Annotated in this window: 16 protein-coding genes; 13 read left to right on the forward strand and 3 right to left on the reverse strand. The window is 38.9% G+C overall.

The features are described 5' to 3' along the window. From yqeH to SJY16_RS07105, 7 genes are read left to right on the forward strand one after another with little or no spacing between them, the layout of a single operon-like run. Complete coding sequence (yqeH, locus tag SJY16_RS07075) at positions 1-1,110, forward strand: ribosome biogenesis GTPase YqeH (protein ID WP_377888406.1); 1,110 nt, start codon at positions 1-3, stop codon at positions 1,108-1,110. Between the two features lie 10 nt (positions 1,111-1,120). Continuing rightward, positions 1,121-1,966: a shikimate dehydrogenase gene (aroE, locus tag SJY16_RS07080; RefSeq protein ID WP_377888407.1), complete on the forward strand. Its 846-nt coding sequence runs from the start codon at positions 1,121-1,123 to the stop codon at positions 1,964-1,966. Continuing rightward, positions 1,960-2,250, forward strand: coding sequence for a ribosome assembly RNA-binding protein YhbY (gene yhbY / locus SJY16_RS07085; RefSeq protein ID WP_377888408.1), 291 nt, complete (start codon positions 1,960-1,962; stop codon positions 2,248-2,250). The genes aroE and yhbY overlap by 7 nt, the downstream gene beginning before the upstream one ends. Before the next feature lie 14 nt (positions 2,251-2,264). After that, positions 2,265-2,831 (forward strand): nicotinate-nucleotide adenylyltransferase, encoded by a 567-nt coding sequence (locus SJY16_RS07090; RefSeq protein WP_377888409.1) that lies wholly within the window; start codon positions 2,265-2,267, stop codon positions 2,829-2,831. Further along, positions 2,824-3,381: a bis(5'-nucleosyl)-tetraphosphatase (symmetrical) YqeK gene (yqeK, locus tag SJY16_RS07095; RefSeq protein ID WP_377892103.1), complete on the forward strand. Its 558-nt coding sequence runs from the start codon at positions 2,824-2,826 to the stop codon at positions 3,379-3,381. The genes SJY16_RS07090 and yqeK overlap by 8 nt, the downstream gene beginning before the upstream one ends. Before the next feature lie 23 nt (positions 3,382-3,404). Further along, a complete protein-coding gene (gene rsfS, locus SJY16_RS07100) occupies positions 3,405-3,758 on the forward strand; it encodes a ribosome silencing factor (protein WP_377888410.1) in 354 nt (117 codons plus the stop codon). Position 3,759: 1 nt separating this feature from the next. Continuing rightward, positions 3,760-4,494, forward strand: coding sequence for a class I SAM-dependent DNA methyltransferase (locus tag SJY16_RS07105; RefSeq protein WP_377888411.1), 735 nt, complete (start codon positions 3,760-3,762; stop codon positions 4,492-4,494). Positions 4,495-4,577: 83 nt separating this feature from the next. Here the strand turns inward: SJY16_RS07105 and comER are convergent, their stop codons facing one another. Continuing rightward, positions 4,578-5,414 carry a late competence protein ComER gene (gene comER, locus SJY16_RS07110; protein ID WP_377888412.1) on the reverse strand — a complete coding sequence of 279 codons (837 nt, stop codon included), beginning with the start codon at positions 5,412-5,414 and terminating at the stop codon, positions 4,578-4,580. A 101-nt stretch (positions 5,415-5,515) separates the two neighbouring features. Between comER and SJY16_RS07115 the strand changes: the two genes are divergently transcribed. From SJY16_RS07115 to SJY16_RS07125, 3 genes are all read left to right on the forward strand, one after another. Then, a complete protein-coding gene (locus SJY16_RS07115; RefSeq protein ID WP_377888413.1) occupies positions 5,516-6,127 on the forward strand; it encodes a helix-hairpin-helix domain-containing protein in 612 nt (203 codons plus the stop codon). A 68-nt stretch (positions 6,128-6,195) separates the two neighbouring features. Then, complete coding sequence (locus tag SJY16_RS07120) at positions 6,196-6,762, forward strand: ComE operon protein 2 (RefSeq protein WP_377888415.1); 567 nt, start codon at positions 6,196-6,198, stop codon at positions 6,760-6,762. Further along, positions 6,759-9,038: a DNA internalization-related competence protein ComEC/Rec2 gene (locus SJY16_RS07125; RefSeq protein ID WP_377888416.1), complete on the forward strand. Its 2,280-nt coding sequence runs from the start codon at positions 6,759-6,761 to the stop codon at positions 9,036-9,038. The genes SJY16_RS07120 and SJY16_RS07125 overlap by 4 nt, the downstream gene beginning before the upstream one ends. A 20-nt stretch (positions 9,039-9,058) precedes the next feature. Here SJY16_RS07125 and SJY16_RS07130 read toward each other — a convergent pair whose 3' ends face one another. After that, entirely contained in the window at positions 9,059-9,190 is a 132-nt protein-coding gene (locus tag SJY16_RS07130) for a YqzM family protein (protein ID WP_224878506.1), read from the reverse strand. A gap of 404 nt (positions 9,191-9,594) precedes the next feature. Here SJY16_RS07130 and holA point away from each other — a divergent pair, with 404 nt between their 5' ends. Continuing rightward, on the forward strand, positions 9,595-10,617 hold the full coding sequence (holA, locus tag SJY16_RS07135) for a DNA polymerase III subunit delta (RefSeq protein ID WP_377888417.1): 1,023 nt from the start codon (positions 9,595-9,597) through the stop codon (positions 10,615-10,617). Positions 10,618-10,664: 47 nt separating this feature from the next. Here holA and rpsT read toward each other — a convergent pair whose 3' ends face one another. Continuing rightward, a complete protein-coding gene (gene rpsT, locus SJY16_RS07140) occupies positions 10,665-10,931 on the reverse strand; it encodes a 30S ribosomal protein S20 (RefSeq protein ID WP_377888418.1) in 267 nt (88 codons plus the stop codon). A 156-nt stretch (positions 10,932-11,087) separates the two neighbouring features. On the opposite strand from rpsT, the gene gpr reads away from it, so the two are divergent. Next, the gene (gpr, locus tag SJY16_RS07145; RefSeq protein ID WP_377888419.1) at positions 11,088-12,206 is read left to right on the forward strand and encodes a GPR endopeptidase; all 1,119 of its coding nucleotides are present in this window, start codon (positions 11,088-11,090) and stop codon (positions 12,204-12,206) included. A 69-nt stretch (positions 12,207-12,275) separates the two neighbouring features. Beyond that, positions 12,276-12,623: a DUF3679 domain-containing protein gene (locus SJY16_RS07150; RefSeq protein WP_377888420.1), complete on the forward strand. Its 348-nt coding sequence runs from the start codon at positions 12,276-12,278 to the stop codon at positions 12,621-12,623. Positions 12,624-12,637 lie beyond the last annotated feature (14 nt).

Genomic DNA, 12,637 nt, shown 5'->3' on the forward strand with positions numbered 1-12,637 from the left:
TTGGAAAACAATAGAATTATTTGTGCCGGATGCGGTGTCAATATACAAACGGAAAATAAAAATGAATTGGGATATGCCCCTCCATCAGCTTTAAAACGCGACGTTGTGATTTGTCAACGTTGTTTTCGATTAAAGCACTATAATGAAATACAGGATGTATCTTTGACCGATGATGATTTCTTGAAGATACTCAACGAAATCAGTCAAACTGATGCCCTAATCGTGAAGATTGTTGATATCTTCGACTTTAACGGTAGTTGGTTACCGGGTATTCAGCGATTTGCAGGTAATAATCCGGTATTACTTGTAGGAAACAAAGTAGATCTCTTACCAAAGTCAACAAACAAAACAAAGTTGATTAAGTGGATGCAAGGCAGTTCAAGAGAGAATGGTTTAAAGCCTGCCAATGTGAAATTGATGAGTGCATCGAAGGGTGACGGGGTAATGGAAGTTGCAACTGAAATCGATCAGTTACGACAAGGAAGAGATGTTTATATCATTGGTTGTACAAATGTAGGTAAATCTACTTTCGTAAACAGATTAATCCAGGAATTTGGCGGTGATGCTGATCAAATGATTACAACGAGCCAATTCCCTGGAACAACTCTTGATCTCATCGATATTCCTCTTGATGATGGTAACACGTTGTATGATACTCCAGGCATCATTAATCACCATCAGATGGCTCATTATGTTGATGCTGAAGAATTAAAGCTTATCAGCCCTAAGAAAGAAATCAAGCCAAAAGTATTTCAATTGAATGAAGGACAAACGCTGTTCTTTGGTGGGTTGTCCCGATTAGATTTTGTTGAAGGCGGACGTGAGTCGTTCATTTGTCATGTTTCAAATGATTTATATATTCATCGAACCAAAACCGAGAAAGCAGACAACCTTTATCAAGATCAACTTGGAGAGATCCTATATCCACCAGGAGAAAAAACAAAGTTAGAGCTTCCTAAACTAGTTGGTCACGAATTTAAAATTAAGGAAGATAAGATGGATATTGTTTTCTCAGGTCTAGGATGGGTAACCGTTTCTGGTAAAGGATCAACGGTGAAAGCTTATGCTCCGGAAGGGGTAGGCATTTCAATTCGAAACTCACTAATATAGGAGGATTGCTATGGGGAAGCTTTTTGGACTAGTTGGCCAACCTCTTGGCCACTCGATGTCTCCTATCATGCATAATACTGAATTTAAAGAGCTTGGCCTACCTCATCACTATCAACCATTTGAGTTGCGTGAAGATGAGCTTGAAGAAGGTATTAAAGCATTGAGGTTGCTCGGAGTAGAAGGATTTAACGTAACGATCCCTCACAAAGTGTCAATCATACCTATGTTAGACGAAGTCGAACAAGAAGCGATGGAAATTGGCGCTGTAAATACGGTTTATCGTAGAGGAGACCTTTTAATTGGAGCTAATACCGATGGACAGGGGTACCTTCAATCATTGCTGAAGCTAACGGGTGAAGATAGTCTTATAAACAAAAAAGTATTGGTTGTTGGTGCAGGAGGAGCAGCGAGGGCTGTGGCAGTCTCTATTTCTAGATCTGGGGTAGGTTCATTGACGATTGCGAACAGGACCTTAGATAAAGCTGAAAAGCTAAGTAGCGTTTGCCGTCCTTATGCCACAGTTGACGCAATTTCTCTTGAAATACTGAATTCGTCACTTGAATCCTACGATATTGTTATTAATACAACATCAATCGGGATGAGCCCTGAAATAAACAATGTGCCTTTGCCTGTTCAAAATGTAAGAGAGGGTGTAGTAATGAGTGATTTAATTTATAATCCACTCGAAACGCTCTGGCTTAAACAAGGAAGAGAGCAAGGTGCGATTACGTCGAATGGCCTCTCGATGTTCGTGGAGCAAGGTGCGCTTGCATTTGAAAAATGGTTAGGGATCAAACCTGATCGATCTAGAATGAAAGAAACGGTGTTAAAAAAGTTAGGAGGACAACAATGTTAACAGGTAAGCAAAAAAGATTTTTACGTTCAAAAGCCCATCATTTAAACCCGATTTTTCAAGTTGGTAAGAGTGGTGTGAATGAAAATATGGTGCAGCAAATCGAGGAAGCTTTAGAAGCTAGGGAACTAATTAAGGTAAGCATTCTGCAGAATTGTGATGAGGATCGCAATACAGTAGGACAAGAACTTTCTAGTGAGACTGGCTCTGAGCTCGTTCAGATTATCGGTAATACGATCGTCCTTTATAAAGAATCAACAGAGAACAAAGAAATCATTCTTCCATAATGGTAGCAAATAAGATGAGAGTTGGTCTCTTAGGAGGAACGTTTGATCCACCGCATATCGGGCATTTAACACTAGCTCAGGGAGTTCTTGAAGAATGTCAGTTGGATGAAGTGTGGTTCATGCCTACTCACCTTCCCCCTCATAAAAATGGGAAAGTGAGCGATAATCATCATAGAGCTGAAATGGTGCAGCGAGCAATAGAAGGAAACCCTTCATTTAAAATCTCGTTGGTTGAGTTTGAAAGAAGTGGGCGTTCTTACACGGTAGATACAATTGAAATATTAAAGAAGAGTTATCCCGACATTGATTTTCATTTCATTGTTGGAGGCGATATGATCGAGGATTTACCGAACTGGCATCGTATTGAAGACCTTTCGCGTATGATCTCTTTCATTGGTGTCAACCGCCCTGGTTATAAGCCAGGGAGAGAAACTAAGAATGTAAGTTTAGTTGATGTACCTCAGATTGACGTTTCCTCCAGTATAATTAGGAACGCAATAAAGTTTGGTAGGAGTGGACGGTACTTGCTAACTGATTCAGTCCGAAATTATATTGTGGAGAAGGGATTGTATGATGAATAGAGACGAGGCACTCCAGTTGGTTAAGCCACACCTAACTGATCATCGGTATGAACACACAATCGGTGTTACCGATACAGCTATCGATCTTGCGAAAATGTATGGCGCGGATGTTAAGAAAACAGAAATTGCTGCTATTTTTCATGACTATGCTAAATTTCGTCCAAAAGATGAAATGAGGAAGATTGTGAAGGAGTATGGTTTATCTGAAGACCTGCTAGATTACTCTACAGAGCTTCTTCATGCCCCTGTGGGTGCGATTCTTGTGAAAAATGAAATTGGTATTAACGATGAAGATATACTTAATGCGATTCATTATCATACCTCCGGACGTCCTAACATGACAATCATTGAAAAATGTGTTTTTCTAGCTGACTATATTGAGCCAGGAAGAAAGTTTCCAGGTGTAGAAGAAGTTAGAGAATTATCAACAGTAGATCTTGATAAAGCAATCGTTCAATCACTAAAAAATACGGTGAACTTTTTGATGAAGAAAAATCAACCTGTTTATCCGGCAACGTTCGATACGTACAATGATCTTGTAAAAGCTTAGGTGAAGAGAGAAGGGAGAAACAAATGGAAGAAACGAACATGATTACGATGGCCGCCAAAGCAGCCGATGATAAACGAGCAGAAGACATAATCGCATTAAACATGAACGGTGTTTCTTTAATCGCAGATTATTTCTTAATCTGTCACGGTAATTCAGAGAAACAAGTCCAAGCGATCGCTACAGAAGTGAAAAAGCAGGCTCTTGAACAGGGGATGGATGTTAAACGACTTGAAGGCTATGATCAAGCACGTTGGGTGCTAGTCGATTTAGGTTCTGTTATTGTCCATATCTTCCATAAAGACGAGCGAAATTATTATAATTTAGAAAAGCTATGGGGAGATGCTCCACATCTACCTTTAAATGAAATATTAGCGTAAAATGGATTCTTACGAACAGTTTTCATATGTCTATGATCGGCTTATGGCTGATGCACCTTATGATAAGTGGACGGAACTAGTTTTGAACGAGTGCTCTTCAGGAAAAGTATTAGACTTAGGTTGTGGTACTGGTGAGTGCTCTTTAAAGCTTGCTGATAAAGGATTTGATGTTACTGCTGTAGATCTTTCAGAACAAATGCTGTCCGTTGCATACGAAAAAGCAACCAGAAATAATTTGAATGTGCGGTTTATTCAACAAGATATGCGTGAGTTAGAGACGGCTGATCAATATGATGTGGTAACAATCTTTTGTGATTCGTTAAACTATATTACGGACGAGCAAGGCGTTAAATCCACATTTACTAGAATATATGACCACCTAAAACCTGGTGGTGTTTTGCTCTTTGATGTACACTCAATGCATAAAATCACTAATCTTTTCGTAGGACATACATTCGCTAGCAACGATGATGATATCTCATATATTTGGAATAGCTTCTCTGGGCAGGAAAGGGGCTCTGTGGAACATGACTTAAGCTTCTTTCTTGAGAACGAGGAAGGATTGTATGAGCGGTTTGATGAAGTGCATCTACAGAGAACATTTGTTGTTGAGGAGTACTCTGCATGGTTAAGTGACTTAGGATTCAGGAACATTTGCATTACTGCTGATTTTTCGGATCATTCTCCGACGGAAACCTCTGAAAGAATATTCTTTAAGGCATGTAAAAAAGGTTGATTTCAATTGAAATCAACCTTTTTTGTGTTCTATAAAAGGAGTTATCCAACAGAAGGCGAATATATGCTTACTGTCGTCACCACTTAATTTTGTCTAGTTTCTTCTTTGAACTGGGTTTTGATCCCTTTTCGGTCTTCATCGAACTTTCTGTGCGTACTTTGTATCACATGATTAAACATGTCTCCAGTTTCGTTTTCGAGCACCTTTAATCCTTCTCCAGTTACTCCTCCTTTTACTGTAACCTTCTTCTGAAGAGTTTCCAACGAGAAATAATCTTTTTCTAACAGTTTGCCCATCCCAATTAGCATTTCTGTAGTTAGTATTGTGGCCTGTTCTCTAGAAATTTCTGTTTCAGAAACTGCGCCATCAATAAACTTCTTAATTAAGTAACTTAAGAAGGCTGGACCGCAGCTTGCGAGGTCAGAAGAAACTCTAGTAACTTCCTCTTCTGTTTCAATGGGGGTCGAGATCTGTGACATCAGATACATTAGTTTTTCTTTATTCACTTCTGAGCATCGATTGCTAAATGTTACAAGTGAAGCACCACTCAGAGCTCGATTGGTGATACTTGGGATTGCTCTCGCGACATCACATGATACAAACGTTTCTAGCTCCCTGACTTGTATAGGGCTCGTTATGGATACCACAAGTTGATCTTCTTTCAACTCATTTCGGATGCTTTTTAGCAAGGGAAAATATTCATGCGGCTTAACACAAATAAAGATGATTTCCGAGTTTCGAATGATTTCTTCTGCGTTTTGAGCTACTTGTATTCCTTTATACTGCTTCTTTAAAGAATGCGCTTTTTTACTTGTGCGATTAATGATAATAAGCTGTGAAGGCTTTACTGCGCATGAGTCAATAAAGGAAGATATTAGGATCGTGCCCATATTTCCGGTCCCAATCACCCCGATTTTCAATTCGCTTCCCCTCCTTCCACACGCATTTCTCCTAAATAGATATGTCGCTGTAACACATTTTATGTTTCTTGATCATTTTTTCGAAAGGAATGTGAATTAGTTTGGAGTTCCTGAAAAGCCTCTCTTCTCGTGAAAAAGCAATTATTGGAATAGGATTATTAGCAGTAGTTGTTTGTATTTGTGTAATCTATCTATCTTCTCAAAAGGCAAAGGACGATTTATTTATAGAAGAGGCAGTGGTTGAAGAAAGTGTTGAAGGTGAAGAAGAGATTCAGAAGGTCGAACCTGAATACATTTTGATTGATGTGAAAGGAGCAGTCGTTAAACCAGGTGTCTATGAGCTTAAAAGTGATGCTAGGGTAAAGGATATTATCACTAGAGCAGGTGGTTTTTTGGAAGAAGCTGACCAAACCCAGCTAAACTTAGCAGGTAAATTGGTAGATGAAATGATGATATATGTTCCTGTTAAAGGAGAAGGAGGGGAAGGTTCTCAACTTTCTCCCATTGATTCAAATGATGGCTTGATTTCCATTAACAAAGCCACTCTTTCTGAGCTACAGGAGCTTCCTGGAATAGGTCCAGCAAAAGCTGAAGCGATACTTGCCTATCGAGAGGAAAAAGGTGGATTTACTTCGATAGAAGACCTAACAGAAATAAGTGGTATAGGAGAAAAGACCTTTGAGAAATTAAAGGATTTAATTACGGTAGAATAAGGTGGATTGACGACAGAGAGCAAATCGCTCAAACTTAGCAATAGAATAAAGAACTTAGGGGGTATAAAATGGACCGAATTTCGTGGGACCAGTATTTCATGGCTCAGAGTCATTTGCTTGCATTACGAAGTACGTGTACGCGATTAACAGTAGGCGCTACCATCGTTAGGGACAAGCGGATGATCGCAGGTGGATACAATGGATCTGTATCAGGAGGAGTTCATTGTATCGATGAGGGCTGCTATGTTATAGATAATCATTGTGTAAGGACGATTCACGCAGAAATGAATGCAATTATTCAATGTGCAAAATTCGGTGTTCCAACAACCGGGGCAGAAATTTATGTTACCCATTTCCCTTGTATTAATTGCTGCAAGGCAATCATCCAAGCTGGAATTAAGTCTGTTATTTATGCAACAGATTATAAAAACCATCCATATGCGATTGAATTATTTGAAGATACAGGAGTGCAAGTTCGTCAGGTGGAATTAGAAGAAATGATCCTTGATACGAACAGTCAAGAAAAACTTGATCTAACTGCGGAATTGCTTGCAAAATTAGCTGATGCAGGGGTAGCTTCTGATGAAGTAAGACCTTTATATGAAAAAGCTTCAAGCCTCTATAGTAAGATGTGAGAGGTAAACTTTGGCTGATTTCAGCAGCTGCGTTAATCGGAATAACGACTAGAGAATCAATTTATTCATTGTTAATGTTAATCATTCTTGTCATTTGGTGTGCGAGGAAAGCTCCTCGCCTAACCTTTTACGTTCTTGTAACGTTTTGTTGTGCCTACTTCTACATGGGTATTATCGATAATGAATACAAAACAGGCTTGTCTGGTGAAGAGAGCATTTTAAAAGGTGAAATCGATTCGATTCCCGTCCTGGATGGCTCTAAGCTGACATTCGAATATAAAACGGTTTCTAATGAGAAAGTAATGGTGAATTATTTTATAAGCTCAAAAAGTGAAAAGGAAACCCTGAACACTCTGTCGGTAGGTTCTTTTTGTACCCTTTCTGGAGCATTAGAGCCTCCTGCATTGCCAGGTGCTTCATCACAGTTTAATTATCCACGATACCTTAAACAAAAACATATAGTTTGGGTTTATCAGCTTAATAAAAAACCCCAATGTAAGCCCCCTGCTAACCTCGGTATAAAACAAATAAGACAGAAAGTATTGTTTGACATTAAAAACCACTACCCTGATGAATTAAAAGGAATTGCATCCTCGTTATTAATCGGAGAAAAGAACTTAATGGATTCTGAAGTGGAAAAGGCATATAGAGAGCTTGGATTAAGCCATGTACTAGCTGTTTCAGGCTTGCACGTTGGTGTCATCAGTGGAATTGTTTTCTGGGGATTTATTCGTCTCGGTGTGACGAGGCAACGTGCCTATGAGGTACTATTCTTCCTGTGCCCTATTTATATGGTTTTCGCAGGAGCGGCACCATCAGTGATTAGAGCGTCACTCATGATGATGATGATCTTTTTCCTTCTTAGACTACGCCTCATGCCAAATCCTCTAGATGGTATTTCTGTTGCATGCTTACTTATCTTAATCCAAAACCCCTATGTCGCTTATCATATTGGATTTCAACTATCATTTCTTGTCTCATATGCTCTGATTATTTCTTCGAGCCTTCTTCTTAAACGGTTAACTACACCCTTCTCACAATTGTTAGGCGTATCATTGATCGCCCAGCTCATTTCACTTCCACTCGTTTTGTATCACTTTTATGAAATATCTCCTCTTAGCTTACCTTTAAATATTTTATATGTTCCAGTAATATCTGCTGTCATTCTTCCGGCTGTTTTTATATTGGCTATCCTGCGATTATTACACCTTACACCTCTTTTTTATGTGCTTTCAGAAATGCTTGCAGCGATTGTCGACACCATTCATACGATATTGGTTTGGTTAAATCATTTGAACTTCACCCTGATTTTTGGTAGTCCGTCAACCTGTGCATTAATTTTGTTTTTTGGTTCTTCCTATACTGTCCTTTTGTTATGGGAGAAAAATAAATTCATTAAAGGAATTTTCATATGGATAGTAATTATGTTCGTTTTATATATGCTGCCTTTCTTAAATCCATATGGAACTGTAACGTTCTTAGATGTTGGGCAAGGAGATTGTATCATCATCAAGTTACCTTTCCAAAGGCAAGTCATTATGATTGATACGGGAGGAACCCCGGTCTTTGGAGAAATCCAAGAATGGGAGGAAAAGAAAGATCCTTTTGAAGTAGGTGCAGACCTTGTTGTGCCGTATTTGAAATCGAAAGGCATCCGCACAATCGATATTCTTTTGTTAACTCATGGCGATTTCGATCATGTAGGGGGCGCAAGAGGGGTTTTGAATGAAATGAACGTAAAGAACGTGATTGTAGACCGAAGTGATGAACAAACGATTTCGGAACAAGAAATCATCTCCGTAGTGAAAGAAAATGGAGGTAACATTATAAAAGCAAAACAGGGAATTTCATGGCGATCTGGAGATGCGTTTTTTTCCATACGGCAGGTCCTGGATACAAAAGAAGAAAACGATGGGAGTATCGTCTTGTTTGCAAAAATAGGTGAATACAGATGGCTATTTATGGGTGATTTAGAGGGAGAGGGAGAATATGAATTGGTCAAATCCAATCACAAGAAAAAAGCTGACGTCCTCAAAGTTGGCCATCACGGTAGTGACACATCGACCTCAGAAGAATTAATAAAAGCTGTTCAACCAAAAATAGCAATCATATCATCAGGGGAAAACAATCGATATGGTCACCCAGACCCAGTGGTGATTGAGCGTCTGCAAAAATCAGGGGCGAACATTATGAGAACTGATGAGAGCGGATCGATCACATACACTTATTTCGTTCGTAAAGTAGGGAAGTGGAGAGTTCATCAGAATGAAAAATAGACTGCCTGAAGGCAGTCTATTTAGCTGATTGCTTTAATTGCGACAGCTGTGAAGAAAATGATGGAAAAGAATAGAAATGGTACAACAAACCCAACTGCAGATTCGACCGCGTCATTGGACTTATGCTGAACATCTTTTTCAAACTCGTTCATTAGCCTTCCCTCCTGCTTCCCTGTTAGTATAATCAATCAACTACCTTCGTAGTCGTTATGTATGAAGGTGTTTTACAGGTGCATTTCAATAAATATTGTAACATGTTTTATTTAAGTTGTCTTTATAGGGATAGAGGATATGTGTCATTTTGAAGAATATTGGATTTAGAATGAATTCGCTCCCTTTCCTGTAAAGAGTTGTCACCTATACTTTATCTTTGCATAGGATATCCTAACTACTACAACAGAATATCGTTGGTGGGCGGGAGTCCTAGGCCCCTCTCACTAGCGTTTACTATAAATGGGAGGCTGGTGACTGTAGCCGGCTTCCCTTTTATGCTTGCCAACGACGAAGTCACCGATTAGGATAGAAATGGACAAACGAAAATTGAGGTGTACAGAATATGTCCGTTTCGGAAATTAAAAAGAAAATAAAACAAGGTAATCTTGATCCAGTTTATCTATTGATGGGTACGGAAGCTTTTCTAATTAATGACCTTGTAAAGTTAATTATCGATAAGGGACTTCCTATGGAAGAAAGAGAATTTGGACTAGCTACATATGATTTGAATGAAACCCCGGTTCAAGAAGCAATAGAAGAAGCGGAAACGATGCCTTTTTTAGGAGAGAAAAGAGTGGTGCTGTTAAAAAACCCTTCTTTCCTCACGGCAGTCAAAGACAAGAGTAAAGTAGAGCATAATCTTGACGCGTTAATGCAGTATGCTGAAAATCCTTCACCGTTTACTATTCTCATTATAGAAGCACCTTATGAGAAATTAGATGAGCGAAAAAAATTAGTGAAATCATTAAAAAAAGCAGGAGCATTTGTTAAGGCGGAAGCGTTGGAAGATCGTCATCTAGGCGATTGGCTTCAACAGAGAGCGAAAGAACTTCATGTAGCTTTAGATAAAGCAGGAGAAGAGCGATTAGTACAGCTCATCGGTAGTCACCTTATGTTATTGCAACAAGAAATCGATAAGATGGCTCTTTATGTGGGAGAAGGCGGAACCGTTAACGAAGAAGTTGTTGATTTACTTGTAGCTAGAACGCTCGAGAATGATATTTTTGCACTTATTGATCGCATTGTAAGAAAAGATTTGAATACAGCTTTTCGTATCTTGTATGATTTGTTGAAAATTAACGAAGAACCGATCAAAATTTTATCACTGGTCGGAAGACAATTTCGAATTATTTATCAAGTGAGTGAGCTTGCTAAAAGAGGATATGGTCAAAAACAAATGGCTTCACAGCTGAAGTTGCATCCGTATGCAGTTAAGATTGCACATCAACAGAGTAAGTCCTTTAATGAGGAGCAGCTGCTGTATATTTTGGACCAAATTGCAGAAACAGACTACGAAATGAAAACAGGGAAGATGGAGAAGAAATTGCTATTAGAATTGTTGCTAACAAAAATAAAAAGCATATAAAAAAAGCTGTTGGGGAAATCCCCAACAGCTTTTAACATTTTAAGAAATTAAGCGGAAATCTCGTTATACATTTTAGCAAGACGAGACTTTTTACGTGCTACTGAATTCTTATGGATGATTCCTTTATCAGCAGCTTTATCAATGCGCTTAGAAGCTTCACTTAGAGCTGTTTGAGCAGCTTCTACGTCTTTTGCTTCAGCTTTGTTTTCAAAGTCCTTGATAGCAGAACGCATTGCAGATTTGATCGCAATGTTATGTGTGCGACGATCTGAAGAAGTCTTAACGCGTTTAACCGCAGATTTAATATTTGGCATACCTTTCACCTCCTTGCAAGGCTTCACAATTCCATGTCATATCCGTGCATAGAACAAAAAACATTCTATCAAATAGATCGCTTAAATGCAATAGAGAATGAAAAGCTGTTACAAAGGAAAGGCTAACATTTAAAAGATGGAATTAGAGGTGAGCTCATGGATCAGCTTGATTTAGATATGTACCAAGTGAGAACAGATTTAGCGGTTGAAGCTCAGGAAATGGTGAAAGAAAAAAAAGCAAAACAAATGGAATCCGAAAAACCAAATGAGCTAAATGGTGTAATCGTAAAGGAAAGAGATCAAGAAGGTGTGAAAATTACAACGGTAGAGGTTACCGAAGAAGGCGAAAAAGAAATCGGAAAAAAACCAGGACATTATATCACATTCGAAGTCCAGGGAATCCGAAGGAAAGATTCCGCACTCCAAGAGACGGTGCAAAAGGTTTTTGCACAAGAATTTGCAGCATTTATTGATCAACAAGGCGTGAAGAAAGATGCGAGTTGCTTGATCGTCGGATTAGGAAATCGGCAAGTTACACCAGATGCCTTAGGTCCTCATGTTGTATCTAATTTATTGATTACAAAGCATTTGTTTGACTTACAACCAGAGTCTGTATCAGAGGGCTTCCGTCCAGTAAGCGCCATTACTCCTGGAGTGATGGGGATAACAGGTATCGAAACGAGTGATATCATCCATGGTGTGATCGAAAAAACCAAGCCTGATTTTGTCATAGCAGTTGATGCACTAGCATCTCGTTCAATCGAACGTGTAAATACGACTATACAAATTTCTGATACTGGAATCCACCCCGGCTCTGGAGTTGGAAATAAGCGAAAAGAGTTGAGTTTTAACACGCTGGGCATTCCTGTAATCGCAATCGGAATTCCAACTGTGGTCGATGCAGTTTCGATTACGAGTGATACGATTGATTATATATTAAAGCACTTCGGAAGAGAGCTTAAAGAGAAGGATAAGCCTTCTAAATCACTGGCGCCTGCTGGTATGACGTTCGGAGAAAAAAAGACGTATACAGAGGAAGACTTACCTGATACAGAAAAGCGTCAAACATTTTTGGGTATGGTTGGTACGTTAGAAGACGGAGAGAAGCGAAATTTAATCAGAGAAGTACTAGCTCCAATGGGTCATAATCTAATGGTTACTCCTAAAGAAGTAGATGTGTTTATTGAAGATATGGCAAATGTTATTTCAGGTGGTTTAAACAGTGCGCTTCATACCGAAGTTGATCAAAACAATAGTGGAATGTATACGCATTAAGTCATAATAAAGCGCGATGTGCATACGAATAGGGAATAGGACAAGCATTCAAACGGAAGGGGTATGGCTATGGTAGCCTTTTTTCTAAAGTGCTTTCTGCTGATCTCTTTATTATTGTTCGGCGTTTTACTTGGGATGGAACAAGCCTCAAAGAATATGAATGCTATGCAAGGAAGTGATGATACAGGTGCGTTTCAGCTTTCGAAAGCACCTGACGGAGTTGAGGCAGAAATTCTAGGGACTTCTATTACAAATGAAAATCTGGAAGAAAAACAACAAATACTTGAAGATGCCAATGAATTCAATGTTTTGGGTGATTTAGGGACTAAAATCAGTAGTGCCATTTCATCGATTATACAAACATTGCTTTCATTTACATTTACACTTGTGACAGAATTTCTTTCCCTTTTCAAATAAAGTTGAACATTGTT

This window comes from Alkalihalobacillus sp. R86527, assembly GCF_042466185.1.
Classification (GTDB): domain Bacteria; phylum Bacillota; class Bacilli; order Bacillales; family Guptibacillaceae; genus Guptibacillus.

Bases quoted from the DNA above. Each gene is read 5' to 3' on its own strand.
- holA (WP_377888417.1), top strand. From the start codon at position 9,595: ATGTCCGTTTCGGAAATTAAAAAGAAAATAAAACAAGGTAATCTTGAT.
- SJY16_RS07130 (WP_224878506.1), bottom strand. From the start codon at position 9,190: ATGAACGAGTTTGAAAAAGATGTTCAGCATAAGTCCAATGACGCGGTC.
- SJY16_RS07105 (WP_377888411.1), top strand. From the start codon at position 3,760: ATGGATTCTTACGAACAGTTTTCATATGTCTATGATCGGCTTATGGCT.
- SJY16_RS07090 (WP_377888409.1), top strand. From the start codon at position 2,265: ATGAGAGTTGGTCTCTTAGGAGGAACGTTTGATCCACCGCATATCGGG.
- gpr (WP_377888419.1), top strand. From the start codon at position 11,088: ATGGATCAGCTTGATTTAGATATGTACCAAGTGAGAACAGATTTAGCG.
- yhbY (WP_377888408.1), top strand. From the start codon at position 1,960: ATGTTAACAGGTAAGCAAAAAAGATTTTTACGTTCAAAAGCCCATCAT.
- SJY16_RS07120 (WP_377888415.1), top strand. From the start codon at position 6,196: ATGGACCGAATTTCGTGGGACCAGTATTTCATGGCTCAGAGTCATTTG.
- rpsT (WP_377888418.1), bottom strand. From the start codon at position 10,931: ATGCCAAATATTAAATCTGCGGTTAAACGCGTTAAGACTTCTTCAGAT.
- aroE (WP_377888407.1), top strand. From the start codon at position 1,121: ATGGGGAAGCTTTTTGGACTAGTTGGCCAACCTCTTGGCCACTCGATG.
- yqeK (WP_377892103.1), top strand. From the start codon at position 2,824: ATGAATAGAGACGAGGCACTCCAGTTGGTTAAGCCACACCTAACTGAT.
- rsfS (WP_377888410.1), top strand. From the start codon at position 3,405: ATGGAAGAAACGAACATGATTACGATGGCCGCCAAAGCAGCCGATGAT.
- SJY16_RS07150 (WP_377888420.1), top strand. From the start codon at position 12,276: ATGGTAGCCTTTTTTCTAAAGTGCTTTCTGCTGATCTCTTTATTATTG.